Origin of the sequence: Anaerostipes caccae L1-92, from assembly GCF_014467075.1 — a bacterium.
GTDB classification, from domain to species: Bacteria; Bacillota; Clostridia; order Lachnospirales; family Lachnospiraceae; genus Anaerostipes; species Anaerostipes caccae.
Map to the genome: position 1 here is coordinate 1,807,186 of NZ_AP023027.1, position 25,001 is coordinate 1,832,186.

Annotated in this window: 21 protein-coding genes; 20 read left to right on the plus strand and 1 reads right to left on the minus strand. The window is 46.3% G+C overall.

Annotated elements, in window-relative coordinates:
* The first annotated feature begins 42 nt into the window (after positions 1-42).
* The 11 genes from pyrH to ANCC_RS08945 all read left to right on the plus strand — a co-directional run bounded on the left by pyrH (position 43) and on the right by ANCC_RS08945 (position 15,190).
* The gene (pyrH, locus tag ANCC_RS08895) at positions 43-741 is read left to right on the plus strand and encodes a UMP kinase (protein WP_039930409.1); all 699 of its coding nucleotides are present in this window, start codon (positions 43-45) and stop codon (positions 739-741) included.
* Positions 742-752: 11 nt separating this feature from the next.
* Positions 753-1,298 (plus strand): ribosome recycling factor, encoded by a 546-nt coding sequence (gene frr / locus ANCC_RS08900; protein ID WP_006566986.1) that lies wholly within the window; start codon positions 753-755, stop codon positions 1,296-1,298.
* A gap of 78 nt (positions 1,299-1,376) precedes the next feature.
* Positions 1,377-2,075, plus strand: coding sequence for an isoprenyl transferase (locus tag ANCC_RS08905; RefSeq protein ID WP_039946679.1), 699 nt, complete (start codon positions 1,377-1,379; stop codon positions 2,073-2,075).
* A 4-nt stretch (positions 2,076-2,079) separates the two neighbouring features.
* Positions 2,080-2,895 carry a phosphatidate cytidylyltransferase gene (locus ANCC_RS08910; protein WP_006566984.1) on the plus strand — a complete coding sequence of 272 codons (816 nt, stop codon included), beginning with the start codon at positions 2,080-2,082 and terminating at the stop codon, positions 2,893-2,895.
* Positions 2,892-4,031 carry a 1-deoxy-D-xylulose-5-phosphate reductoisomerase gene (locus ANCC_RS08915; protein WP_006566983.1) on the plus strand — a complete coding sequence of 380 codons (1,140 nt, stop codon included), beginning with the start codon at positions 2,892-2,894 and terminating at the stop codon, positions 4,029-4,031. Before ANCC_RS08910 ends, ANCC_RS08915 begins: the two co-directional genes overlap by 4 nt.
* Before the next feature lie 4 nt (positions 4,032-4,035).
* Positions 4,036-5,067: an RIP metalloprotease RseP gene (gene rseP / locus ANCC_RS08920; protein ID WP_006566982.1), complete on the plus strand. Its 1,032-nt coding sequence runs from the start codon at positions 4,036-4,038 to the stop codon at positions 5,065-5,067.
* Positions 5,068-5,079: 12 nt separating this feature from the next.
* Positions 5,080-6,156: a flavodoxin-dependent (E)-4-hydroxy-3-methylbut-2-enyl-diphosphate synthase gene (ispG, locus tag ANCC_RS08925; RefSeq protein ID WP_006566981.1), complete on the plus strand. Its 1,077-nt coding sequence runs from the start codon at positions 5,080-5,082 to the stop codon at positions 6,154-6,156.
* Entirely contained in the window at positions 6,143-10,570 is a 4,428-nt protein-coding gene (locus ANCC_RS08930; protein WP_006566980.1) for a PolC-type DNA polymerase III, read from the plus strand. The genes ispG and ANCC_RS08930 overlap by 14 nt, the downstream gene beginning before the upstream one ends.
* A 148-nt stretch (positions 10,571-10,718) precedes the next feature.
* Complete coding sequence (locus ANCC_RS08935; RefSeq protein WP_006566979.1) at positions 10,719-12,242, plus strand: HD domain-containing phosphohydrolase; 1,524 nt, start codon at positions 10,719-10,721, stop codon at positions 12,240-12,242.
* Between the two features lie 143 nt (positions 12,243-12,385).
* Positions 12,386-14,917: a heavy metal translocating P-type ATPase gene (locus tag ANCC_RS08940; RefSeq protein WP_039946582.1), complete on the plus strand. Its 2,532-nt coding sequence runs from the start codon at positions 12,386-12,388 to the stop codon at positions 14,915-14,917.
* 9 nt (positions 14,918-14,926) lie between these two features.
* Complete coding sequence (locus tag ANCC_RS08945; RefSeq protein WP_006566977.1) at positions 14,927-15,190, plus strand: metal-sensing transcriptional repressor; 264 nt, start codon at positions 14,927-14,929, stop codon at positions 15,188-15,190.
* A 69-nt stretch (positions 15,191-15,259) separates the two neighbouring features.
* Here the strand turns inward: ANCC_RS08945 and ANCC_RS08950 are convergent, their stop codons facing one another.
* The gene (locus ANCC_RS08950; protein ID WP_006566976.1) at positions 15,260-17,260 is read right to left on the minus strand and encodes a BglG family transcription antiterminator; all 2,001 of its coding nucleotides are present in this window, start codon (positions 17,258-17,260) and stop codon (positions 15,260-15,262) included.
* A gap of 235 nt (positions 17,261-17,495) precedes the next feature.
* On the opposite strand from ANCC_RS08950, the gene ANCC_RS08955 reads away from it, so the two are divergent.
* The 9 genes from ANCC_RS08955 to ANCC_RS08995 are packed head-to-tail and all read left to right on the plus strand — an operon-like array spanning position 17,496 to position 25,000.
* Positions 17,496-18,503 (plus strand): thiamine pyrophosphate-dependent dehydrogenase E1 component subunit alpha, encoded by a 1,008-nt coding sequence (locus ANCC_RS08955; protein ID WP_039946580.1) that lies wholly within the window; start codon positions 17,496-17,498, stop codon positions 18,501-18,503.
* An 18-nt stretch (positions 18,504-18,521) separates the two neighbouring features.
* Positions 18,522-19,490, plus strand: coding sequence for an alpha-ketoacid dehydrogenase subunit beta (locus tag ANCC_RS08960; protein WP_006566974.1), 969 nt, complete (start codon positions 18,522-18,524; stop codon positions 19,488-19,490).
* A gap of 14 nt (positions 19,491-19,504) precedes the next feature.
* A complete protein-coding gene (gene lpdA, locus ANCC_RS08965) occupies positions 19,505-20,872 on the plus strand; it encodes a dihydrolipoyl dehydrogenase (protein WP_006566973.1) in 1,368 nt (455 codons plus the stop codon).
* 26 nt (positions 20,873-20,898) lie between these two features.
* On the plus strand, positions 20,899-21,141 hold the full coding sequence (locus ANCC_RS08970; protein WP_006566972.1) for a biotin/lipoyl-containing protein: 243 nt from the start codon (positions 20,899-20,901) through the stop codon (positions 21,139-21,141).
* Positions 21,134-21,787 carry a 2-oxo acid dehydrogenase subunit E2 gene (locus ANCC_RS08975; protein WP_006566971.1) on the plus strand — a complete coding sequence of 218 codons (654 nt, stop codon included), beginning with the start codon at positions 21,134-21,136 and terminating at the stop codon, positions 21,785-21,787. Before ANCC_RS08970 ends, ANCC_RS08975 begins: the two co-directional genes overlap by 8 nt.
* A gap of 18 nt (positions 21,788-21,805) precedes the next feature.
* Complete coding sequence (locus ANCC_RS08980) at positions 21,806-22,846, plus strand: alcohol dehydrogenase catalytic domain-containing protein (protein WP_006566970.1); 1,041 nt, start codon at positions 21,806-21,808, stop codon at positions 22,844-22,846.
* Between the two features lie 52 nt (positions 22,847-22,898).
* A complete protein-coding gene (locus tag ANCC_RS08985; RefSeq protein WP_006566969.1) occupies positions 22,899-23,192 on the plus strand; it encodes a PTS sugar transporter subunit IIB in 294 nt (97 codons plus the stop codon).
* A 34-nt stretch (positions 23,193-23,226) separates the two neighbouring features.
* The gene (locus ANCC_RS08990) at positions 23,227-23,706 is read left to right on the plus strand and encodes a PTS sugar transporter subunit IIA (protein WP_006566968.1); all 480 of its coding nucleotides are present in this window, start codon (positions 23,227-23,229) and stop codon (positions 23,704-23,706) included.
* A gap of 25 nt (positions 23,707-23,731) precedes the next feature.
* Positions 23,732-25,000 carry a PTS transporter subunit IIC gene (locus tag ANCC_RS08995; RefSeq protein ID WP_006566967.1) on the plus strand — a complete coding sequence of 423 codons (1,269 nt, stop codon included), beginning with the start codon at positions 23,732-23,734 and terminating at the stop codon, positions 24,998-25,000.
* Position 25,001 lies beyond the last annotated feature (1 nt).

Here is a 25,001-nt window from a genome sequence, read left to right on the forward strand (position 1 = left end):
AAATACGATAGATGAGGTATGTTCATGAAAGATATAAAGGATATGAAACGGATTCTTTTAAAGCTGAGCGGCGAAGCTCTCGCGGGAGATAAAAAGACCGGTTTTGACGAAGCTACCTGTATGGATGTGGCAAGACAGGTCAAGGTTTTAGCCGACCGGGGCCTCCAGATTTCCATTGTCATCGGAGGCGGTAATTTCTGGAGAGGACGCACAAGCGAGAATATGGAACGGACAAAAGCAGACCAGATCGGCATGCTGGCTACGGTGATGAACTGTATTTATGTTGCGGACGCTTTCCGCACCGCAGGGCTTGAGACCGAAGTATTCACCCCATTTGTGTGCGGTTCGTTTACAGAACTGTTTTCCAAAGACAAGGCGGTAAAAGCCATGGAAGACGGAAAGATCGCTTTCTTTGCCGGCGGAACCGGGCATCCGTATTTTTCTACCGATACGGCAACGGCTCTGCGCGCCGTGGAGATCGAGGCAGATGCGATACTGCTCGCAAAGTCTATTGACGGTGTATACGACAGCGATCCCGCGGTCAACCCCGATGCAAAAAAATACGATACGATCAGTTTAGATGAAGTATTGGATCAAAAGCTTGCAGTCGTGGATCTGACAGCTACGATCATGTGTCTGGAAAACAAGATGCCCCTTGCAGTGTTCGGGCTCAATGAGCCGGACAGCATAGCTGATTTATTAAAAGGAAAATTCAATGGTACATATGTTACCGTAAAATAGGAGGAAGAAAAATGTTAAAAAAATTTGAAGATAAGATGCAGAAGTCTTATGAGAACATGACATCAGAATTTATGGCGATACGTGCAGGACGGGCCAATCCCCATGTTCTGGACAAAGTTACCGTAGACTATTACGGAGTACCGACTCCGATCCAGCAGGTGGGCAATGTCTCTGTTCCCGAAGCACGCACGATCCTGATCCAGCCATGGGAGCCGAATCTGCTCGGAGAGATCGAGAAAGCGATCATGATGTCTGACATCGGAATCACTCCTAACAATGACGGGTCTGCGATCCGCTTGAATTTCCCGGAACTCACGGAAGAACGCAGAAAAGATCTGGCAAAGGATATCAAAAAAAGAGGGGAGACAACAAAAGTTGCAGTCCGGAATATCCGCAGAGATGCTAATGACGAATTGAAAAAAATGAACAAAGCCAATGAACTGAACGATGACCAGCTAAAAGACCAGGAATCTGAAGTTCAGAAGCTTACAGATGTATATATTAAAAAAATTGATGATGCGGTGGAAGCAAAGTCAAAAGAGATCATGACGGTATAACAATAAAGAAAAGCAGCAGGGCTGGTTTGAGTCAGCCCTGTTTTTTCGATGATTTGACGGAGGTGTTCTATGGAGTCAATGAGAGTGCCGGAGCATGTTGCGATCATTCTGGACGGCAACGGCAGATGGGCGAAAAAAAGATTCCTTCCCAGGAATATGGGGCATGCACAGGGCAGCAAGACGGTGGAGAGAATCATTGAGGATGCATTTGACATGGGCATCAAATACCTGACGGTATACGCATTTTCAACCGAAAACTGGAGACGTCCGAAGGATGAAGTGGATGCTTTGATGAAGCTTTTAAGGGATTACTTAAAAACATGCATCAAACGGGCAAATAAAAATAATATGCGGGTCCGCGTCATCGGAGACGTGACCGGCCTTTCAGAGGATCTCAGGGAAAAGATCGAACAGCTTGAAGAAGCATCCAAGGGCAACACAGGAATTAATTTTACGATTGCCCTGAATTACGGAAGCCGCGATGAAATGATCCGCGCCATGAAAAAAATGGCCGGTGATCTGCTGGCCGGTACCCTGAAAAAAGAGGATATTACAGAGGATGTATTTGCGGAATATCTGGATACAAAGGGTATTCCAGAACCTGATCTGATGATCCGCACAAGCGGAGAGCAGCGTCTGTCAAATTTTATGCTCTGGCAGCTGGCCTACACAGAATTTTATTTTACCGATGTGCTCTGGCCGGATTTCAATAAAAAAGAATTGAAAAAAGCTGTGGAGTACTATAACGGAAGAGAACGGAGATTTGGAGGAATATAGACTTATGTTTAAACAGAGACTTATCAGCGGGATTGCTTTAGTGGCAGTTACCGTCCTTGGCCTTTACCTGGGAGGGATCGTGACTTTACTCTTAACGGCGATCGTTGCCCTGATCGGATACAATGAAATACTGAAGATATTCAATATAGAGAAATCATCTCTGGCGGTCCTTGGATACACAGGAACGATTCTTTACTATGCCGCCTTGTTTTTTGACCTGGGCCAGTGGTCCACATCGATCATCATTTTGTTTATGATCTTCCTGCTCGGCTGTTATGTGGTCCGATTTCCCAAATATCACATGAACCAGGTCATGGCTTGTTTTTTTGGATTTGTCTATGTGAGCGTCATGATTTCCTATATTTATCAGCTGAGGATCGCTCAGAACGGAGGCGAATTTATTGTACTCCTGTTCCTGGCCGCGTGGGGCAATGATACACTGGCCTACTGTACGGGCATGCTGATCGGAAAGCACAAAATGACCCCGAAGCTGAGTCCGAAAAAGAGCATAGAAGGACTGATCGGCGGAATCCTTGGGGCGGTGATCTTAGGAGCAGCATATGGGATCTATTTAAAGACAAGAATCCGGTTTAATTTTAATCCGATGATGATGTTCGGGATCATCTGTGGAATCGGTGCGGCTATATCCGTGATCGGTGACCTGGCTGCCTCTGCCATCAAGAGAGATTCCAAGATCAAAGATTTCGGGACTCTGATTCCAGGACACGGCGGTATTTTAGACCGGTTTGACAGTATCATACTGATTGCTCCGGTTATTTATTATCTCACAATGATGATCTCAGGAGGCACAATGCAGTGAAATACATTTCCATCATCGGCTCTACCGGTTCCATCGGAACCCAGACACTGGAGCTTGTACGTGCAAATAAAGATCTTGGCGTGACGGCTCTGGCAGCCGGAAGCAATGTGGATCTTTTAGAACAGCAGATCCGGGAATTTCATCCTCATACAGCAGTTCTCTATGACGAACAAAGAGCAGAGGAACTGCGTCTTCGTGTAAAGGATCTCGAAGTGCAGGTGCTTTCCGGACCGGAAGGGCTCATCGAGGCAGCTTCTGAGCCGTGCTGTTCGCTGGTCGTCACTGCAGTCGTCGGGATGATCGGCATAAAGCCGACGATGGCTGCTATAAGGGCAAAGAAAGACATCGCTCTCGCAAATAAGGAGACGCTGGTGACCGCAGGCCACCTGATCATGCCATTGGCAAAAGAATACGGAGTTTCGATTTATCCGGTGGACAGTGAACACTCCGCTATTTTTCAGTGCCTTCAGGGAGAGTCTGATAGAGATGTGGATTCCCTGATCATCACGGCATCCGGCGGACCGTTCCGAACCAAGACAAAAGAAGAACTCAAAACGGTCACATTAAAAGATGCTTTAAAACATCCGAACTGGTCTATGGGCAAAAAGATCACCATAGATTCCGCAACGCTGGTCAATAAGGGGCTGGAAGTGATCGAGGCACGCTGGCTCTTTGATATAGATTTTGACCGGATCAAGGTAGTCGTACAGCCGCAGAGTATCATTCACTCTATGGTGCAGTTTCAGGACGGCGGGGTAAAGGCCCAGCTGGGAACCCCGGATATGAAGCTGCCGATCCAATACGCCCTCTACTACCCGGAGCGCAGATTTCTTCCGGGAGACCGTTTAGATTTTGCTGCATTGGGAAGTATCTCTTTTGAAGAGCCGCCTGTCGATGTTCTAAAAGGTCTTTCATATGCATATGATGCAGGACGGACCGGAGGATCCATGCCGGCCGTGCTGAACGCAGCCAACGAAAAAGCGGTGGCTCTGTTTTTGCAGGAGAAAATATCTTTTACAGAGATTTATGATCTGATCGAAGATGCAATGAATGCACATCATGTGATAGAGAATCCATCTCTTACGGAGGTACTGGAAACAGAACAGTGGGTATATGAATTCATAGAAAGCAGGTAATTACTTGAACATTATTATTGCAATCTTAATCTTTGGCATTATTATCATCGTACATGAATTGGGACATTTTTCAGTCGCCAAAAAGAATGGTATCCGTGTGGACGAATTCTGTATAGGTCTTGGTCCGACTCTGTTTGGGAAACAAGTGGGAGAAACTTATTATTCCGTAAAACTCCTTCCATTTGGCGGAGCCTGTATGATGGGTGAAGACGAAGACCGGCCGGAGGCGGACGCTTTTGGAAATAAATCTGTCTGGGCCAGAATGGCAGTCATTTTTGCCGGACCGTTTTTCAATTTTGTTTTTGCCCTGATCCTTGCCTTTATTATGATCGGTATATCAGGCGCTGACCTGCCCGATATCGCCAGAGTGGAGAAAAAGTCTCCTGCTCAGGAAGCAGGATTGAAAGCCGGGGACCAGGTCTTGAAGATTGATGGAAAAAAGATCTACAATAACCGTGAATTGTCTTATTATTTCCTTCTGGACTATAAAGGCGGAGAAGTGCCTATTGTGATAAAGCGGGACGGAACAGAGAAAAGCCTCTCTGTGACCCCGAAGTTTAACCAAGAAGCCAAGCGGTATATGATCGGCATCGGCTGGGAACCATATCAAAAATTAAATCCATTAAAAACCATAGAATATGGATTTCATGAGGTGGGATTCCAAATTCGCGTGACGGTAAAGAGTGTTGTAAAACTGGCCACGGGACAGCTGACGCTGAATGATCTGTCAGGACCTGTAGGCATTGTAAAACAGGTAGGGGATACGTATAACCAGGCAGCCACTTACGGTTTCACAGTCCTTCTCTCCACAATGCTGAGTATTGCGGTCCTGATCAGTGCAAACCTGGGGGTTATGAACCTTCTGCCGCTTCCCGCACTGGACGGAGGCAGACTTTGTTTTCTTATCGTGGAAGCGGTCAGAAGAAAGCCTGTTTCAAAAAACGTGGAAGCTGCTGTCCACACGGTCGGCCTGTTTTTACTGCTGGGGCTTATGATCTTTGTCATGTTCCAGGATATCTATAAGATTATGTTGTAAAGGAGTCTTAGTATGGTTACTAGAAATAATACAAAAGTCATCCGGATTGGGGATAAGAAGATTGGCGGCGGCAATCCTGTGCTGATCCAGTCCATGACCAATACAAAGACAGAAGACGTTGAGTCTACCGTATCACAGATATTAAGCCTTGAGAAAGCCGGATGTGACATCGTAAGATGCACGGTCCCGACTCCGGAAGCAGCGGATGCCCTGGGTGAGATCAAAAAAAGGATTCACATTCCGCTGGTGGCGGATATACATTTCAACTATAAGCTCGCCATCGCGGCTATGGAGAACGGCGCCGATAAAATTCGCATCAATCCGGGCAATATCGGAGGAGAAGACCGTATCCGTGCAGTCATTGAAAAAGCAAAGGAGTACGGCGTTCCGATCCGAGTAGGCGTCAACAGCGGTTCCCTGGAAAAAGAGCTGGTGGAAAAACATCACGGTGTGACGGCCGAGGGACTGGTGGAGAGTGCCGTTGACAAAGTCCGTATGATCGAGGCATTCGACTATGACAATCTGGTGGTCAGCATCAAATCCTCTGATGTTCTCATGTGTGCCAGAGCATATGAACTGGTAGCAGAGCAGATTGATTATCCGCTTCACGTCGGAATCACAGAGGCAGGAACCGTGTACAGCGGGAATATCAAGTCCGCTGTCGGACTGGGCATTATCCTTCACCAGGGGCTCGGAGACACAATCCGCGTCTCACTGACCGGAGATCCTGTCAACGAAATCGCAAGCGCTAAACTGATCTTAAAGACGTTAGGGCTCAGAAGGGGCGGGATCGAAGTAGTTTCCTGTCCTACATGCGGAAGGACCAACATTGATCTGATCAGTCTTGCCGGGCAGGTGGAGACGATGGCCGCAGACTTCGAACATTTGAATATCAAGGTCGCCGTCATGGGCTGTGTCGTCAACGGTCCCGGTGAGGCAAAGGAAGCGGATATCGGGATCGCAGGCGGAATCGGTGAAGGCCTTCTGATGAAAAAAGGACAGGTCATCCGCAAGGTCCCGGAGGAGGATCTTTTAAGTACTCTGCGCTATGAATTAGAACATTGGGGTGAATCAGATGCAGACTGCTAAAGAGCATACAAAAGAATTTTTTCAGGTATTTCCTGACCTGAAAGTATCCGGGGATGTAAAAGAACTGTTCCGCACTGTGTGTATCCGTCAGGTCCTGTTCAAGAAATCAAAAAATACACTTTTCATTTCATTTACAAGCGACCATCTGATCCCAAGAATCGACACCTGGCGGATGGAACAGCAGATCCGGGAGCAGCTGTTTTCAAAGCGCTATGTTAAAATACGCTTTCAGGAGTATTTCCGGCTTTCAGCCCAATACGATCTGGATTATTTATTTGAACACTATATGAAAAGCTTCCTCTTTGAGTTAAAAGGCAAAGGGGAGGTTATTTTTAATGTAGTCAGAAAAGGAGACTATGCCATTGACGGCGATGTCGTTACCTTTATTTTTGAAAATACGTTTGTCAACAAGAGCAAGGCAGATGAGATCAAAGAATATTTTGAGACAACGCTGAAAGACAAATTTGGCATGGAGATCAAAGTTGGCTTTGATTTTTCCAAGACGACAGACCGGTCTTTGAAAAAGGAAAGCCAATATAAGCTTCAAAAAGAGATTGAGGGGATTGTCGAACAGGCAGACCTGCTCAGCAAAGAACAGGAAGAAGAGAAAAAAGCCAGAAAAAAGAAAAAGGAATCCAACTTTTCTTACGATTCCAAGTTTAAGAGAAAGCCTAAATTTAAAGACGATCCGACCCTTCTTTACGGCCGAAACTGTGAAGGGGAACTCATTGAAATCAAAGATATTATCGATGAGATCGGTGAAGTCGTGATCCACGGACAGGTTACAACCCTCGATACGAGAGAAATTCGAAATGAAAAAACAATCATTATTTTTCATATCACGGACTTTACGGATACCATCTCCTGTAAAATTTTTGTCAGGAATGAACAGCTCCCGGAGGTTCTAAGCGATCTGAAAAAAGGCGGTTTCTACCGTGTTAAGGCGGTCGCCATGTATGATAAATTTGATCATGAGATATCTCTTGGTTCTGTCATGGGCATTAAGGCAGTCTCGGATTTCAGGGAGAAACGCCAGGACACGTCCATGGACAAGAGAGTAGAACTCCATTTACATACAGTTATGAGCGACAACGACAGCGTTGTTCAGATCAATGACATCGTAAAACGCGCCTACGAGTGGGGACATCCTGCCGTTGCCATCACGGATCACGGCGTGCTTCAGGCCTTTCCGATTGCAAGGCACGCTTATGAGGATTTAAGGCTTCCACAAGACGATCCGTTTAAGATTATTTACGGAGTGGAGGCTTATTTTGTCGATGACCTTGGAGATCTGGCAGTCCGCTCCAGAGGCCAGTCCCTCCGGGGAGATTTTGTGGTATTCGACATTGAGACCACAGGATTTAACAGCCAGACAGACCGCATCATAGAAATCGGGGCCGTAAAGGTCATAGATGGTGAGATCACAGAAACCTTCAGTGAATTCATTAATCCGCAGATTCCGATTCCATTTAAAATCACACAGCTTACGACAATAACAGATGAAATGGTCATGAATGCAGATACGATCGATGCTGTACTTCCAAGATTTCTTGAGTTCTGCGGGGATTCTGTCTTAGTGGCTCACAATGCCGGGTTCGACACCGGATTTATCCATGAAAATGCGAAACGTCTGGATCTTGATTTTCATCCAACCATTGTGGATACGCTCGGTCTGTCAAGAAGCCTGATGACCCACCTGGCAAAATTTACACTGGATAATCTGTGCAAAAATTTGAACATCAAACTGGAGACTCATCATCGGGCAGTGGATGACGCCACAGCTACGGGGAAAATCTTCATAAAATTTGTTCAGATGCTGGAGGAAAAAGAAATCTTTGACCTGGATCAGGTAAATGAGTTTGTTGCAGGTTCCGAAGACTTCATTAAAAAAGGCCGTACCTATCACGGGATCATTCTCGTCAAAAATAACACCGGAAGAGTCAACCTAAACCGCCTGGTGTCGGAATCTCACGTCCGGTACTTTAACCGGCGCCCCAGAATGCCCAAATCCCTGATCAATAAGTACCGGGAAGGGCTGATCATCGGATCAGCATGTGAAGCCGGCGAACTGTACAGTGCCATCGTGGATCAGCGGTCTGAGGAAGAAATCGCAAAGATTGTTGAATTTTATGATTACCTGGAAATTCAGCCGGAGGGCAATAACCAGTTTATGATCGAATCTGCCCGCCATGAGAACGTCAGCTCTTTTGAGGATATCAGAAATTTCAACCGGAAGATTGTGGAGCTGGGCGAAACCTTCCGCAAACCTGTGGCTGCTACCTGCGATGTGCATTTTTTAGATCCGGATGATTCCATTTACCGGGCGATTCTTATGGCCGGAAAAGGATTTAAAGATGCGGACAGCCAGCCGCCTCTCTACTTCCGTACAACGGAGGAAATGCTCCATGAATTTGAATATCTGGGAAGCGATAAAGCCAGAGAAGTTGTCATAACAAATCCGAATAAGATCAGTGACCAGATTGAAAATATCTCTCCGATCCATCCGGATAAATGTCCGCCGGTCATCGAAAACTCAGACCGGGATCTCCGGGATATCTGCTACAAGAAAGCACACGATATCTATGGTCCGAACCTGCCGGACATCGTAACTACCAGACTTGACAAAGAACTGAATTCCATCATCGGAAACGGCTATGCAGTTATGTATATCATCGCACAGAAGCTTGTATGGGATTCCCTGGACCATGGTTATCTGGTAGGTTCAAGAGGATCTGTCGGGTCATCTTTTGCGGCGACCATGTCCGGGATCACGGAAGTAAATCCTCTGCCTGCCCACTACATCTGTCCGGAGTGTTATTATGTGGATTTTGACTCTCCTGAGGTAAAAAAATATGCCAGGATGGGTATGTCCGGATGTGATATGCCGGATGCGGTGTGTCCGAAATGCGGTGCAAAATTAAACAAAGAAGGCCACGATATTCCGTTCGAAACATTCCTCGGATTTAAAGGGGACAAGGAACCTGATATTGACCTTAATTTTTCAGGGGAATATCAAAGTAAGGCCCACGCATATGTGGAAGTGATCTTTGGCAAAGGAAAGGCCTACCGCGCGGGGACCATCGGTACGCTGGCGGAAAAGACTGCCTATGGATATGTCCTTAAATATTTAGAAGAAAGAGAAATATCGAAAAGAAAATGTGAGATCGAACGGCTGGCGAAAGGATGCACCGGAGTTAAGAGAACGACCGGCCAGCACCCCGGCGGCATCATCGTTGTGCCCCATGACAAAGAAATTTATGACTTTACTGCCGTTCAGCGTCCGGCCAACGACGTAAGATCACCGATTATTACAACCCATTATGAGTATCATTCCATCGATTCCAACCTGTTAAAGCTGGATATCCTGGGTCACGACGATCCCTCCATGATCCGCAGACTGGAAGATCTGACAGGAGTCAACGCCCAGAATATACCCCTGGATGATAAATCTGTCATGTCTCTGTTTCACGGAACAGAGGTTCTGGGCATCACTCCGGAACAGATCGGAGGCACGAAACTCGGATCTCTCGGGATACCGGAATTCGGAACCGATTTCGTTATTCAGATGCTTTTGGACACAAATCCTCAGAGCTTTTCGGATCTGGTCCGTATTTCAGGACTGTCCCACGGTACAGATGTATGGCTCGGCAATGCTCAGAAACTGATCGAGGAGGGGGATGCTACAATCTCAACTTCCATCTGTACGAGGGATGATATTATGGTCTATCTGATCAATCAGGGTCTGGATGAAGCCTTGTCATTTACGATTATGGAGAGCGTCCGGAAGGGAAAAGGCCTGAAACCGGAACAGGAAGAAGCAATGAGGGAAAAAGATGTGCCGGAATGGTATATCTGGTCCTGTAAACAAATTAAATACATGTTCCCGAAAGCACATGCGGTTGCCTATGTCATGATGGCATGGAGGATTGCCTGGTTTAAGGTTTTTCATCCTCTCGCCTACTATGCCGCCTATTTCAGTATCCGCGCAAAAGCATTTTCCTATGAAGACATGTGTATGGGAAAAGAAAAACTGAATAACCGGATGAAGGAGATACAAAACACGCCGAAGTTTGAGGTGAAAAATGCAGACCTTGATCTTCTGCGGGAAATGAAGATTGCAGATGAGATGTATGCCCGTGGATTTGAGTTCATGCCTCTGGATATCTACCGGGCAAAGGCAAAAGACTTTCAGATCATTGACGGAAAGATCATGCCTCCTTACTCAGCCATTGACGGTATGGGAGAAAAAGCTGCCAAGGAAGCCGCAGAGGCGTCTAAAGGAGAACCATTTACTTCTATGGAAAATTTCCGTGACCGGACAAAGACGCCCAAATCTGTTGTAGATAAGATGAAAGAATTGGGATTAATGGGAGATCTGGAAGAAAGCGATCAGCTCAGTTTCAATTTCCTTTGATCCCCCGAAATGATAGAACCGAATATGTTTTTTTACATATCCGGTTCTATTTTTGGAAAATCTCTCATATAATAATTTTAATGTCTGCCGGAAGGCATCGGCAGGCTTCGGGGGTTTTGTTTTAATAAGGGGGAGACATGGATCGATCATGAGCAATTTAAATCACTTTCATCTTGAAAAGACAGGCAAAGAACAATCTGTGGAGGAACTGACAAAGCAGATTGAACATCTTGAATATAACTTGGAAGAGTGCCGTAAGAAACGGATGCATTACCAGCAGCTGTTTCACAGCGCGCCGGCCGGATATCTTGTATTTGACCAGGAAGGGCGGATCGCAGATGCAAATCACCGATTCTGCAGTATGGTATCTGTACCGTTTCAGGACCGGTGCAGCTATAATATCAGAGACTTGACAGACAAAGACACCAGAGAGGAACTGGATATGATGATACACGGTCTCTTGAAGAAGGATCAGGTCTTATCAATAGAAGCCAGGATGTTGTGCAGGAACAGTTATATCCCGGTTATCATAACCGGCAACCGATATGGACAGCCCCTCGGCCGTATGGAGAACAAAGCATCCATGCTGTTTGCGGGCATCGTAACAGAAGTGTCGGAATTGAAAAAAGAACAGCAGAAAATAAGGGAGAAAAGTATTCATGATTCACTGACCGGATTTTATAACCGGATGTTTTACAATGAATATCTTCTGTACTGTGATAAAACGGATGATCTCCCCCTCTCCGCGGCAATCCTGGATCTGGACCGTTTAAAAATGATCAATGATTCCCTGGGCCATTCCTTCGGGGACAGGGCGATCACTACAGTTGCAAAGATTCTGAAAACATACGCAAAGGAAAACTATATCTTTGCCCGGATCGGGGGAGATGAAATCGCTGCCTTTTTCCCGGGGACAGAATTATGCGAAGCTGAATCGTTTCTAAAAAGAGCAGAGGAGATGATACAGCTGCACAGCCTGTCAGGCATCCGGCTTTCCTTCTCATGGGGCTGCGCAGTAAAAAGCAGTCCGGGAGAAGATATATTGACGGTTTTATCCGCCGCAGAAGATATGATGTACCGAAAGAAGTTCAGAAACAACGCCGTGAAAAAATCAGAGACATTAGATGTAATCCTCAATGCACTCTTTACTAGAAATCCGAAAATCCATCAGCATTCCATGAGAATGTCCCGGCTTTTCGGTCAGTTTTCTTCTTATCTCGGTCTGGAAACCGAACGGGTCAAGTTTCTCCAGGGCCTCGGCTATGTACATGATATCGGAATGGCTTCCATTTCTGATGAGGTCCTGAACAAGCGGGACCTTCTGTCCTATAACGAAAGGCAGGAAGTCAAGCGTCATCCGGAAACGGGATACCGGATTCTGAAGTCCGTGCCGGATATGGAAGAAGAAGCACAGATTGTGTTATACCATCATGAAAACTGGGACGGCAGCGGCTATCCGTATGGTCTGTCAGGCGACAGCATTCCGGTGGAATCGAGAATGCTTTTAATTTTAGATACCTATGACCGGATGAAATATGCACCATTCGGAAGGTATCGTCATTCTGAAAAAGAAATCATAAAAGAATTAAAACGCTGGTCAGGAAGACAGTTTGACCCGCTTTTAACAAAAAAATTCATCGAGTGGATGGAAGGCAGAAAAAAGCAGAGATAAGCTGCTTTTTTCTGCTTTTCTACGTATAAGGCGATATTATAAGCGGATTGGGAAATACTAATTGAGAAATGTTATCGTTGACAGAAATTATGGCGGGACCTATAATATACCCATACCCCCAGGGGGTGGTAAGGAGGCGTGTTATGAAACAAAAATTTGATGTGACGGGTATGACATGCAGTGCATGCAGTGCCCATGTAGATAAGAGTGTCCGAAAATTAGACGGTGTTGCTGAAGTTAATGTCAATCTGCTTCAAAACACCATGACCGTAGAGTATGACGAGTCAGAAGTAAACGATGATCAGATTATCCGCGCTGTCATCGGCGGAGGCTACGGTGCCTTTGTCCATGATAAGCAGGAAGAAGCAGGCAGAAAACGGGATATCGGCGTAGATGATGAGATTACTGGCATGAAAAGAAGACTCTGGGTATCCATCCTGTTTATGATACCGCTTATGTACATTTCCATGGGGCATATGGTGAATCTTCCGCTCCCGTCCTTTCTGAGCGGAACCCACAACGCGGTTTCTTACGGGCTGACCCAGATGCTCCTGGTTCTCCCGGTCATGTATATTAACCGGAAGTTTTATCAGGTGGGATTTAAAACATTGTTTAAGGGCTCTCCAAATATGGATTCCCTGATCGCCATCGGGTCCGGCGCTGCCTTTGTCTATGGAGTCTTTGCCATTTACCGCATGGGATACGGCCTCGGTGTGCAGAATCTTCATCTGGTACATCAGTACCACATGGATTTATATTTTGAATCTGCATCTATGATCCTGACGCTGATCACGGTCGGAAAATATCTGGAGGCCAGGTCCAAAGGGAAGACTTCGGAGGCTATCAGCAAACTCTTAGATCTGGCTCCGAAGACTGCGACTGTAGAAAGAAGCGGGGAAGAGATTGAGATCCCTGTGGAGGAGCTGAATGAGGGTGATACGGTGATCGTGCGCCCCGGAGCCAGTATTCCGGTTGACGGAGTCATCCTTGAAGGCATGACTTCTGTGGATGAAAGCGCTCTGACCGGGGAAAGCATCCCTGTGGAGAAATCCTCCGGAGACAAAGTCATCAGCGCATCCATCAATAAAGGGGGATTTATTAAATTTAGGGCTACAAAGGTAGGAAACGACACGACGCTTGCCCAGATCATACAGCTTGTGGAAGATGCCTCCGGTTCCAAAGCGCCGATCGCAAAGCTTGCGGATAAAATTGCCGGAATTTTTGTTCCCGTAGTGATTGTCATTGCCCTGGCTTCTGGGATCATATGGCTCCTTTCCGGGCAGACATTTGAGTTCGCGCTGTCTACGTCCATTGCCGTCCTGGTTATTTCCTGCCCGTGTGCACTTGGCCTTGCCACCCCGACCGCAATCATGGTGGGAACCGGGAAAGGCGCAGAAAACGGCATTCTGATCAAGTCTGCGGAGAGCCTTGAGACGGCACATGAGATAAAAACCGTCGTTCTGGACAAGACCGGAACTGTCACGGAAGGACGTCCTCAGGTGACAGATATTTTAACCTCCGGCAGCATGAAAGAAAAAGAACTGGTCAAGCTTGCCGCCAGTATGGAGAAACCTTCAGAGCATCCTCTCGCAGATGCCATTGTCTCTTTTGGCGAAGAGACCAATGCCGGTCTCTATGAAGTATCTGGATTTAAGTCTGTGCCCGGAGAAGGGATCGAAGGTTCCATAAAAGGTGATAAGGTTTATGCCGGCAACCTGAAAATGATGGAACGGATAGGAGTTTCTCTTGGAGAACTGGAAGAAAAAAGTACTGTTTTTGCCTCACAGGGCAAGACTCCTCTTTACTTTGCAAAAGAGGGCACACTGCTTGGACTGATTTCCGTAGCCGATGTGGTAAAACCGACCAGCAGACAGGCCATTCAGGAATTTGAAAAGATGCATATCGAAGTCGTCATGCTGACCGGAGATAACAAAAAAACAGCAGAGGCAATCCAGAAACAGCTGGGCATCAGCCGTGTAATCGCAGAAGTGCTTCCACAGGACAAAGAGGCCAAGATCCGGGAAATTCAGAATGAAGGAAAGAAAGTGGCCATGATCGGGGATGGTATCAATGACGCTCCGGCCCTTGCCAGAGCCGACGTGGGAATAGCTATTGGAGCCGGCACCGATATTGCCATCGAATCCGCAGATATCGTTCTGATGAAGAGTGATCTGCTGGACGGAGTGGCGGCAGTCCAGCTCAGCAAAGCGGTGATCAAAAACATCAAGGAAAATCTCTTCTGGGCCTTTTTCTATAATGTAATCGGAATTCCCCTGGCCGCCGGATGTCTGTATCCGTTTTTCGGATTAAAGCTTAATCCTATGTTCGGTGCCGCAGCCATGAGTTTAAGTTCTGTATTTGTCGTGAGCAATGCCCTGCGCCTGAAGTTTTTCCGGCCAGGTTTTATAAGAAACAAAGAAACACCGGTGAAAGTACATGAGCCGGGCCAAAGTGAGGAGGAAACAAAGATGAAAAAGACGATTTCAATCGAAGGAATGATGTGTGAACACTGTGTAAAACACGTGACAGATGCACTCAATAAACTCGACGGGGTGGCCGCAGAGGTCAGCCTTTCAGATAAAAATGCTGTTGTGAACTTAGAAAAAGAGGTCAGTGAGGAAGTACTGAAACAGGCAGTGGAAGATGCAGGTTATCAAGTGACGGGTATTCAGTAAGGAGGGTCCATGCAGGCAGACAAAACTCAGATCACAAGGCTTCTTAAAACCGCCAGGGGACAGATCGACGGTATCTTAAAGATGGTGGAGGAAGACCGGTACTGTATGGATATCTCCAATCAGCTCATGGCGACAGAGGCCGTCATACGAAAGACGAATAAAGAAATTCTAAGAGCACACATGAAGGGATGCATATCTGAAGCACTGGCAGAAGACAACGGTGATGAGAAGATCGATGAACTGATCGAACTCATCGACAAATTCGGAAAATAAAAAATATCCTTACAACTGGCAAATACAGTCAGTTGTAAGGATATTTTTTGCATTAGAAAAAACGATATTTCAGAGTTTTTTTTCCAGTTCATGAATGATCCCATAAACTTCCTCAGGGGTTTTTGCCTCGTCCAGGTGCTGAAATAAGGTGGGACTGGACGCAACATTAATCACAGACAGTATTTTTTCATCATTTTCGGAAGTATCTGATGCAATAAAAGTAAAAATATACTTCACAGGATCATTCTGTTCATTTCCGAAGAATACCGGCTGCTTCAGGCGGATCAGACTTGCCGAAAAGGGCATAAATTCCGCACTTGCATTTGCATGGGCCAAAGCGATATGCGGCCAGAAGACAAAGTAAGGACCGTTGATTTCTATATTTTTTACGATCGAATCAATATATTCCTGAGTCATCAATCCTTCCTGCATTAATAGACTGCCGCCCAGCTGTACAGCATCTTTCCACGTACCTGCATAAAGATCCAATGCAATCAGATGCGGAGAAATTATGCTGGAAGATTTAGAGGAGGGCGCCTCCTGAGCCTCTGAAAATCTTGCAGATCGTTTGTTGAGGATATGATTTTCATCCTTCCTGGATTCATACATCTTTTCCTGAAGTTTGATCAGATCCTCCGGCGGAAGTCCGGGCGATACGACAACAACAGGAATCGAGATTTCATCGACAGGGTAAAAGGAGACGATCAGATTCGGCGGCGGATTCACCCTTGACATGTAATTTTTAAACTCAAAGGATGTAACCGCTTGTACATCATCTACCTTACAGTAATATTTTAATTTATTTGTGACATAGGAGGCAGCGGCGGCGCCAGTATCACAGATAAGAAGGATCTTAAATTTCTGCCGTTCTGTCAGGATTTTGGAGACAGCAGCGGCAATGTGCATGACCAAAAATGCCGTTTCGTTTTCACTGTATGTACGGTGAAAGCTCTGTTCCAGAATATATAAATTATTTTTGACCGACTTACATATGGCCGGGTACTCATCTTCCAGCTCTTTATAAAAACTCTGGTCGAAGGACGTACTTCTCTCTAACAGTGAGAAGAAACTTTTTATATGGGCAGACAGCTGATCGTAGAGCTTAACATCGTTTGCCAGCTTCAGCTTCAGATCATGAGATACATTGACCAAAAAGGTGTGGATGACGGTGTTTGACGGAATGATCCCCAGCGGAGTCTGAGGAAGGTTTGTAAGACACAGGCCGTCAATATAGGAGGCAAGGAAATAAAATTCTTCTTCTGGAATCGATGCAGAGATCACCCTCTGAATTCTTAGGTACAGATCTCTTGAGACTGCAACCGTGCGCCTGTCCGATGCGCAGGGGAATGCATCGAGGTGATTTCCCTGTTTGATTCGTTCAGCAGTCACCACGAGTATCCAGAGCAGCTGGTAAAACTGATAACCCTCAATATGAATATGATTGTCTTTCTGCCATGTAAGAAGAATCGGAAATACCTGAAGCTTGAATGCATCCAGGTCAAAATGTCTGGAAATCCATAAATCAATGCCCGAAAAGGAAGAATGGTCTCCTGCCACATTCAAAAAAGTGTGAAAACTATTAATCAGATAATCCCTTCTGAAAACTTCACTAACATCAATCCGGTATCCTTTCGCGGTTGTGATCAGTAAAATATCCTGCTGCTCAAGGTCCTTTGCAACTTGTTTCATATCTGAAAGACAGGTTTTTTTGCTGATATCCAGAGAACGTATGATGTCAGACGTAGAAACCAGGTTTTGTCTGCATAAGAGCAATTTGATGATGGATGTGCGCTCTTCTGAAGAAAAATGATATTCATAGAGAGGGCGGGAATAGTATCGTTTCCGTATCATTCCAAGCTCATTGATGGAGCTGTCCAGTACAAGCGTACTGTCGGGAAGGATTTGGATTTTATGAAATCCATTCTCATGCAGGAAATCATTGATCTCAGCAATGTAGTTATTAATTGACCGCTTACCGATATGCAGCATTTCTTCTAGTTCTTTGTATGTATATTTCTTCTTTTCAGAAGATGTAAAAAGAGTAACGAGCTGATATTGTTTCTGATTCATAGCAATCTCCTGATTTATCGTTGGCAATACATGTTAATTTTCTTATTCTAAAGTAAATCTTAATAAAAAAAGATAAAAAAGGCAAGAAAAAGTGTTCAGAATGACGGAAGCAAATGTTACCAAAAATCATGAAAAGCAAATTGTACGTGATTTTGTACATTGCTATAATTGCCGTAGAAACATGGAAATGACGCAGAAAGCTGCGCAGTGTACGAAAGGAGAACTTTTGACTACCATGAGAAATAATGCCATATCAAAAGAACAATTATTGGAATTCTACCGGAAAATGATACGGATCCGTGAGTTTGAGAATGAGGCCATTGAACTGGCCAAGATGAATCTGACCCGCGCAGCCGTCCATACATACAATGGAGAAGAAGCCATAGCCGTCGGTGTCTGTGCCCATCTTAACGATCAGGATTACATCACCTCTACCCACAGAGGGCATGGACACTGTATCGCAAAAGGCGCCGATATGAAGCTGATGTTTGCGGAACTGATGGCCAGGGAGTCCGGTTACTGTAAAGGAAAAGGGGGCTCCATGCACATTGCCGATATGTCGATCGGTATGCTGGGTGCCAACGGTATCGTGGGAGGAGGTCTTCCGATCTCTGTGGGTGCCGCATTTGCGCTGAAATATACGTCCAGCAAAAATATTGCCGTATGTTTCTTCGGCGATGGTGCCTCCAACCAGGGTTCTTTTCATGAAGCGGTGAATCTGGCATCCGTCATGAAACTCCCAGTCATCTTTGTGTGTGAAAACAACCAGTGGGCGATCTCCACCAGCCAGAAAAAATCATCCAACATAGAGAATCTCAGTGACAGAGCCGTCGGATACGGAATCGAGGGCATCACGGTAGACGGAAACGATATTGAGGCGGTCTACAGCGAGTTCGGCAGGGCGTGTGAGAAAGTAAGGGGCGGCAGCGGCCCGATCTTAATGGAAATGAAGACATACCGCATCGCCGGACATTATTACGGAGACAACGAAAATTACAGATCCAGGGAAGAAGTCACGGAGTGGAAAGAAAAGTGTCCGATCCGGCATGTGGAAAAACTTCTGGCAGAGGAGTACGGCTTTAAAGAAGAGGATTTTAAAAAGATACAGAAAGAAGAACTCGCAGTCGTTCTTGAGGCCAGCGAAAGCGCAAAAAATGAAAAAGAGCCCTCCCCGGAAGACTTAAGAAATGATTTATATGACACTTCATTTGCAGAGATACAGTGGAACAGGTTCGTGAAATAAGGAAAGGAAGAAGACGATATGAGAAAGATTTCTATGCGGGAAGCCATCAATGAAGCGCTTCACACGGCATTTAACAGTGACCCGTCCGTATTTTCCATCGGGGAAGATATAGCGGTTTACGGAGGGCAGCTCCGCTGTTCTTATGACTTGATTCAGAACTTCGGAGAGAAACGGATCATGGACACCCCGATTTCCGAAGCCGCCATTATAGGAACAGCCATTGGCTCTTCTATGCTCGGCTTGCGCCCTGTAGTGGAAATTTCATATATTGATTTTATCGGCACCTGCTTTGACCAAATCATGAATCAGGCGGCAAAATTACGATATATGTACGGAGGACGCGTCAGTCTGCCCCTTGTCATCCGCACCCAGGGCGGCGCAGGGTTAGGAAACGGGGCGCAGCATTCCCAGTCATTGGAGGCAATCTTTGCACATATTCCGGGAATCCGGGTCGTGATTCCGTCCAACGCCTACGACGCCAAAGGCCTGCTCCTGCACGCGATCAGAGATAACAACCCGGTTGTGTTTATAGAGCACAAAGGTTTATACAAAAAGAAATGCGAAGTGCCTGAGGAACCATACGAATGCGGATATAACTGTGATATCAAGCGGGAGGGAAGTGACATTACAATCGTTGCATATTCTTCTATGGTGGATCAGAGTCTCAGGGCGGCCAAAGAGCTTGAAAAAGAGGGAATACAGGCCGAAGTGATTGACGTCCGTTCTTTAGAACCATTCGATGCCGATACCATCATCTCTTCTGTCAGCAAGACAGGACACGCAGTCATCGCACACGAAGCCTGTGTCAAAGGCGGGTTCGGAGCGGAAATTGCGGCGGTGATTCAGGAAAAGGCATTCGACAAGCTCAAAGAACCTGTAAAGCGGGTGGGTGCTCCGAACGTACCGGTTCCATTTGCGCCGGTACTTGAAAAGGCATACCTTCCTGATTATAAAGACATTCTGGATGCCGCCCATTCTTGTCTGTAACAGAAAGGAGAACTATGGATATCTTAGATTTGATTGTGATCGGAGGAGGCCCCGCAGGCTACCTGGCTGCCCAGAGAGCTGCAGAGTCCGGGATGAAGGTCCTGCTGTTTGAGAAAAAGAAACTCGGGGGCGTGTGCTTAAACGAGGGATGTGTTCCTACAAAAACCCTGCTGAATTCGGCCAAGATCTTTGATCACGCTAAAAACGGCCAGGCGTATGGCGTCATGGCCCGCGGCGTGACCATGGATACCAAGACCGTCCTTCAAAGAAAAAATAAGGTGATACAGATGCTGGTCTCCGGCGTCGGTATGACCATGAAGAAAAATAAGATAAAGGTCGTCTATGAGAGAGCAGAAGTCATAGAAAAAACAAAAGAAGGATTTCTCGTGGAGGCGGGAGCAGAGAGATATACCGCAAAATATATTTTGGCAGCCCCGGGATCAGAGACTCTGATTCCGCCGATCCCGGGGGTGGCAAAGGCCCTGGAAAGCGGGCTGGCCATAACCAGCAGAGAACTGTTAGAGTTGGAAGAACTCCCCGGACATCTGGCTGTCATCGGGGCCGGTGTCATCGGATTGGAGATGGCGGCTTACTGCTGTACGGCAGGTGTAAAGGTGACCGTGGTCGAGATGCTTGATAAGGTTGCTGGAAGTATGGATGCCAGACTGTCAAAGATTCTCCAGAAGGAATTGGAGAAAAAGGGGGTATCTTTCCTGATGGGACACAAGGTCACGGAAGTAAACAGTCATGGCCTTGTGTGTGAAAAAAACGGAGAGACAAAGCTCGCAGAAGCCGATAAAATTCTTCTCTCCATAGGCAGAAAGCCCGTCATGGAAGGATGCGGCCTGGAACATATAGGAGTCGCTGCAAAACATGGGAGGGTCGTGACAGATCAGCATCTTTGTACCTCCGCAGAGGGAATATACGCCGCCGGGGATGTCAACGGAAAAATGATGCTGGCCCACACTGCTTATCGGGAAAGTGAGGTCGCAGTCCATCATATGCTGGGCATAGAAGATGAGATCAACTATCAGACAATTCCTTCCGTCATCTACACGTTCCCGGAATTTGCGGGAATCGGGGAAACCGAAGAATCTGCGAGAGAAAAAGGCCTTGCGGTTAAAACTGCAGAGCTTCCGATGGCCTATTCCGGCCGTTATGTGGCAGAAAATGCAGATGGAAACGGGCTGTGCAGGCTGATCATGGATCAGGAGACAGGGTGTCTTGTGGGCGCGCATCTTCTGGGGCCCTATGTATCAGAAATGATATGGGGCATCGCAGCCCTGATAGATCAGAAGGTATCTGTGGAAGAACTCAAAAAAAGTGTGTTCCCCCATCCGTCTGTCAGCGAAATTATCAGAGAAACCATATTTAAATTATAAACCCAATGAGTGAAAGGAGAAGCAGTATGAGAAAAGAAGTCATTATGCCGAAAATTGGATTGGACATGGAGGAGGGTACAATTCTTGAATGGAAAAAGAAAGCAGGTGATACTGTTTCAAAAGGCGAAGTCCTTTTGGAGATCGAGACAGACAAAGCAGTGACCGAGGTAGAATCAGCGCTTGACGGTACGTTGGCTGAAATTGTAGCTGACGAGGGCGATACCGTTGAGATCACAAAAACGATTGCCTGGGTAGAAGTCGATGATTGAAAAGAAACTTTCGCCTTTAGCCAAAAGTATGGGAAAGCAGATGGTAAAAAGCTGGGAAGCTCCACAATTTACACATTTTTCAGTGATAAATTGTGAGCAGATGATCGCATACCGAAAAAGTTTACCGTTCAAAGTCTCATACACAACTATTTTAATCAAAGCGGTGGCAGATACAATCGCCGAGTTTCCCATTATGAATTGTTCCTGGGATGACGGAACCAAGATCATCCAGAACGAAAATATCAATATGGGCGTCGCCGTAGATACAAAACGTGGTTTATTAGTCCCTGTTATCAGAGATGCAGACAAACTGCCTCTGGAAGAGATTCACCGATGTATGGGAGATATCAAAAATAAATCAGGGAAAGGAAACTTTAACATGAATGATTTAAGCGGGGGAACTTTTGTCGTGAGCAATCTGGGAATGTTTAATATCCACGCATTTTCTGCAATCGTCAGCTCTCCCAACTCTGCCATCATCTCTGCTGGAAAGATGGAAGAAGTCCCCCTGGTAAAAGACGGGGAGATCGTCATAGGCAAAACCATGACCATAGCTCTTAACATGGACCACCGTGTTATTGACGGAGCCACAGGAGCCAAATTTCTGACAGCCCTCGCAGAGCGGCTGGAAACTTTAAATGAATAAGGAAAGGAAGATGTACTTATGAAAGCTGCTGTACTATACGGAGCAAATGATCTGCGCTATGAAACTGTTGATACTCCGATGTGTCCGGAAAAAGGAATTCTCCTGAAAGTCATTGCCTGCGGTATCTGCGGCTCCGACCTGCGCACCTACGGGGGAGGCTCTTCCAGGGCACAGTACCCGTCTGTTTCCGGTCATGAGATTGCCGGAGAGATTGTGGAGAGTCAGAATCTGAACTTCCCTGTGGGAGCGAAACTGTCTGTGGCCCCGGTCATCGCATGCGGCCATTGCTGGTACTGTAAAAACGGTATTCAGAACCAATGTGACAATATGAAGATGATCGGTACTGCGGAAGGGATTCCGGGAGGTTTTGCCGAGTATGTTTCATTCACAGAAGACATGCTGGAAAATGGTTGTTTTAATATCATTCCTGAAGGGATAGACCCGGTCGATACCGTAATTGCAGAGACGGCTTCTTCCGTGCTGAATGCACAGATCAATACAAACATTGTCATGGAAGATCTCGTAGTCATCATCGGGGCCGGTACCATCGGATGTCTTCACAGCGAGATTGCATCGATCCGGGGAACCAAAGAAACGGTCATCGCCGAGATGAACACAGAGAAGGCTGAACTGGCCAGAAAACAAGGGTTTCAAAATGTTTATAACATGGGTAGCGGCGACCCGGAACTAAAAGAATTCATCATGGAAAAAACCAACGGCCGCGGCGCCGATACCGTCATATGCGCGTGTCCGGCAGGACAGGCACAGGCGGATGCTGTCGGATTGGTGAGAAAAAGAGGAAAGATCATTTTCTTTGGAGGGATTTCTGCAGACAGTGCTGCAGTCATTGACACTAATGCTATCCACTACAAAGAAATTACGGTTCACGGAGCGTCAGCCTATTCGCCTGAGGTTAACCGTAAGGCACTGGATCTTGTCTTAAGCGGTCAGCTTGACGCATCAAAATTCATCACACACCGCTATGAATTAAAAGATCTGGCACAGGGATATGAGGATATGAGTCATGGAAAAATGATCAAGGGAGTCGTAGTCTTTTAACGAAATATATGCCGCAGACAAGGCATAGGAAATTAAATCAGAGGTGATCATTATGGAGAATAAAACAATTTTGGTATTATGCGGTGCAGGCTTTGCAACTTCCACGGTAGGAGCAAAACTGTGTGAAGATGTGTGTAAAGAATTGGGGATGAAAGGAAACGTACAGAAAAGGCCCGCAACCCAGGGTAAGACAGCCATCAAACAGCTGGAACCGGATGCTATCTTATTGATGGCAAAGATCACACTGGATTTTGGAGACATTCCTGTCGTAAACGGAATTCCGCTGATTACAGGGAGAGGCAAAGATGAAGTAAGGCAGAATCTCAAAGAAGTACTGATGAAATAGCAGACCGGGAAACGGCATAATAAGGTATCGGGAGGTGAGCAAGATCGACATTCAAACAGTTATGCCTCAGATCATGGGGTATCAGATAACAGGAACAGAGCGGGATGATGTCCTTACAGAGATGGCAGATTTCCTTGCATCCATGGGGATGGTCAAACCGACTTACGCAAAGGCCGTTATTGACCGGGAAAACATTTATCCTACAGGAATCTGTACAGAGCCTTACCCTGTGGCGATTCCCCACTGCGAGAGAGACGGTGTCTTAAAAACCGCCATCCTGGTGGGTCAGACAAGGAACAATGGAATCACATTCCAGCGTATCGATGACACAGATCTGAATGTAGATGCAAAAGTGATTTTTATGCTGGCGGTAGATACAAATCAAGGACAGTTGGAGGTGATATCAAAACTAATGGACGTGATTCAGGACGAGAAAGTAGTGGAAGAAATTGTACATGCGAAGACGTGCGAAATGATAAAAGAAATTGTAACAAATGCCTTTATGAATGGGTAAATCACAGAGATGAAAGGAGATTTATATGGAAGCTTTTTTTAATGGATTGTCCTCCGCTTTATCAAGTCTTGGGGCCAACGGTATCCTGCCCATCGGCCTGTTTATTCTGGCTCTGGTCTTCCGGCTGAAAATTGGGGAAGCCCTCCGGGCAGCGCTGACCGGTGCCGTAGGAATGGTTGGAATGAATCTTACCACAGATATGCTGGTTGCCCAAATGACACCGGCAACCCAGTCTATGGTGGAACGTCTTGGCTGGCACTTAGATATTGTAGACACCGGCTGGTCGCTGATGTCATATGCGTGGGGGTCTCCTGTTTCAGGAATTCTCATTATCCTTGGAATCGCGCTGAACTTGTTTTTGCTGGTAACGAACTTTACCAAAACTCTAATGATCGACTTTTGGAACTACTGGAGCTTCTTAGCCTGCGGGGCTTTGATTTACGGAGCCACAGAAAGTGTCTTATGGTCCGTTGCAGCCACAGGTATTTACATGATCGTTGCATGGAAATGGTCTGACCACGTTGCCCCGATTTTTCAGGAAGCAAGCGGTATGGAGGCCTGCACCTGGCCGACAGGCGCAATTATAGCTCCGGCTATGATCGGCTTTCCTGTGATTAAATTATGCCAGAAGATCCCTGTCATTAAAGATATCAAAGCAGACCCGGAACATCTTCAGAACAAGTTGGGTGTTTTCGGTGAAACCATGGTCGTCGGTTTTTTCATCGGCATCATCATCGGAATTCTGGCAGCCTTTGATGTGATTAAATGCTTCCTGCTCGGTGTCAATATGGGAGCAGTCATGATCTTGCTCCCACGAATGATATCTATCATGATGGAAGGAATTCTGCCGATTGCCAACGCTGCCCAGGAATTTTGCGAAAAACATCTGCACGGCAAAAAAATCTGGATCGGCATTGACGCATCCACCCTTATGGGGAATCCATGTAATATGACGAGCATTATGATCATGACACCGATTGTAACTGCCATGTCGATTATTCCGGGAAACCGTATGCTTGCTGTTGCCAGTCTTGTGGCAGTTCCCTGGTTTATCATTCCGCTGGCCTACTACGCAAAGGATAATATTCTGCATACCTGTATTGCAGCATTTGCAGTATTTTGCGTTTACTTCCTGTGCGCCACGGCTCTCGCAGGGGCACACACCAACATTGCCCACATATGCGGTTCCCTGGCAAACGGAAACACGCTTACCAGCTGTCTGTCTGAGGGAGGAAATCCGATCACATGGATCATCTATAAACTCCTGCAGATTTTCGGGCAGACAGTAATCTAAA

Excerpts from the sequence above, each read along its gene's own strand:
- ANCC_RS08910 (WP_006566984.1), top strand. The coding sequence starts at position 2,080 with ATGTTTAAACAGAGACTTATCAGCGGGATTGCTTTAGTGGCAGTTACC.
- pyrH (WP_039930409.1), top strand. The coding sequence starts at position 43 with ATGAAACGGATTCTTTTAAAGCTGAGCGGCGAAGCTCTCGCGGGAGAT.
- ANCC_RS08960 (WP_006566974.1), top strand. The coding sequence starts at position 18,522 with ATGAGAAAGATTTCTATGCGGGAAGCCATCAATGAAGCGCTTCACACG.
- ispG (WP_006566981.1), top strand. The coding sequence starts at position 5,080 with ATGGTTACTAGAAATAATACAAAAGTCATCCGGATTGGGGATAAGAAG.
- ANCC_RS08970 (WP_006566972.1), top strand. The coding sequence starts at position 20,899 with ATGAGAAAAGAAGTCATTATGCCGAAAATTGGATTGGACATGGAGGAG.
- lpdA (WP_006566973.1), top strand. The coding sequence starts at position 19,505 with ATGGATATCTTAGATTTGATTGTGATCGGAGGAGGCCCCGCAGGCTAC.
- ANCC_RS08985 (WP_006566969.1), top strand. The coding sequence starts at position 22,899 with ATGGAGAATAAAACAATTTTGGTATTATGCGGTGCAGGCTTTGCAACT.
- ANCC_RS08995 (WP_006566967.1), top strand. The coding sequence starts at position 23,732 with ATGGAAGCTTTTTTTAATGGATTGTCCTCCGCTTTATCAAGTCTTGGG.
- ANCC_RS08935 (WP_006566979.1), top strand. The coding sequence starts at position 10,719 with ATGAGCAATTTAAATCACTTTCATCTTGAAAAGACAGGCAAAGAACAA.
- ANCC_RS08955 (WP_039946580.1), top strand. The coding sequence starts at position 17,496 with ATGAGAAATAATGCCATATCAAAAGAACAATTATTGGAATTCTACCGG.
- ANCC_RS08945 (WP_006566977.1), top strand. The coding sequence starts at position 14,927 with ATGCAGGCAGACAAAACTCAGATCACAAGGCTTCTTAAAACCGCCAGG.
- ANCC_RS08975 (WP_006566971.1), top strand. The coding sequence starts at position 21,134 with ATGATTGAAAAGAAACTTTCGCCTTTAGCCAAAAGTATGGGAAAGCAG.
- frr (WP_006566986.1), top strand. The coding sequence starts at position 753 with ATGTTAAAAAAATTTGAAGATAAGATGCAGAAGTCTTATGAGAACATG.
- ANCC_RS08940 (WP_039946582.1), top strand. The coding sequence starts at position 12,386 with ATGAAACAAAAATTTGATGTGACGGGTATGACATGCAGTGCATGCAGT.
- ANCC_RS08980 (WP_006566970.1), top strand. The coding sequence starts at position 21,806 with ATGAAAGCTGCTGTACTATACGGAGCAAATGATCTGCGCTATGAAACT.
- ANCC_RS08905 (WP_039946679.1), top strand. The coding sequence starts at position 1,377 with ATGAGAGTGCCGGAGCATGTTGCGATCATTCTGGACGGCAACGGCAGA.
- ANCC_RS08930 (WP_006566980.1), top strand. The coding sequence starts at position 6,143 with ATGCAGACTGCTAAAGAGCATACAAAAGAATTTTTTCAGGTATTTCCT.
- ANCC_RS08950 (WP_006566976.1), bottom strand. The coding sequence starts at position 17,260 with ATGAATCAGAAACAATATCAGCTCGTTACTCTTTTTACATCTTCTGAA.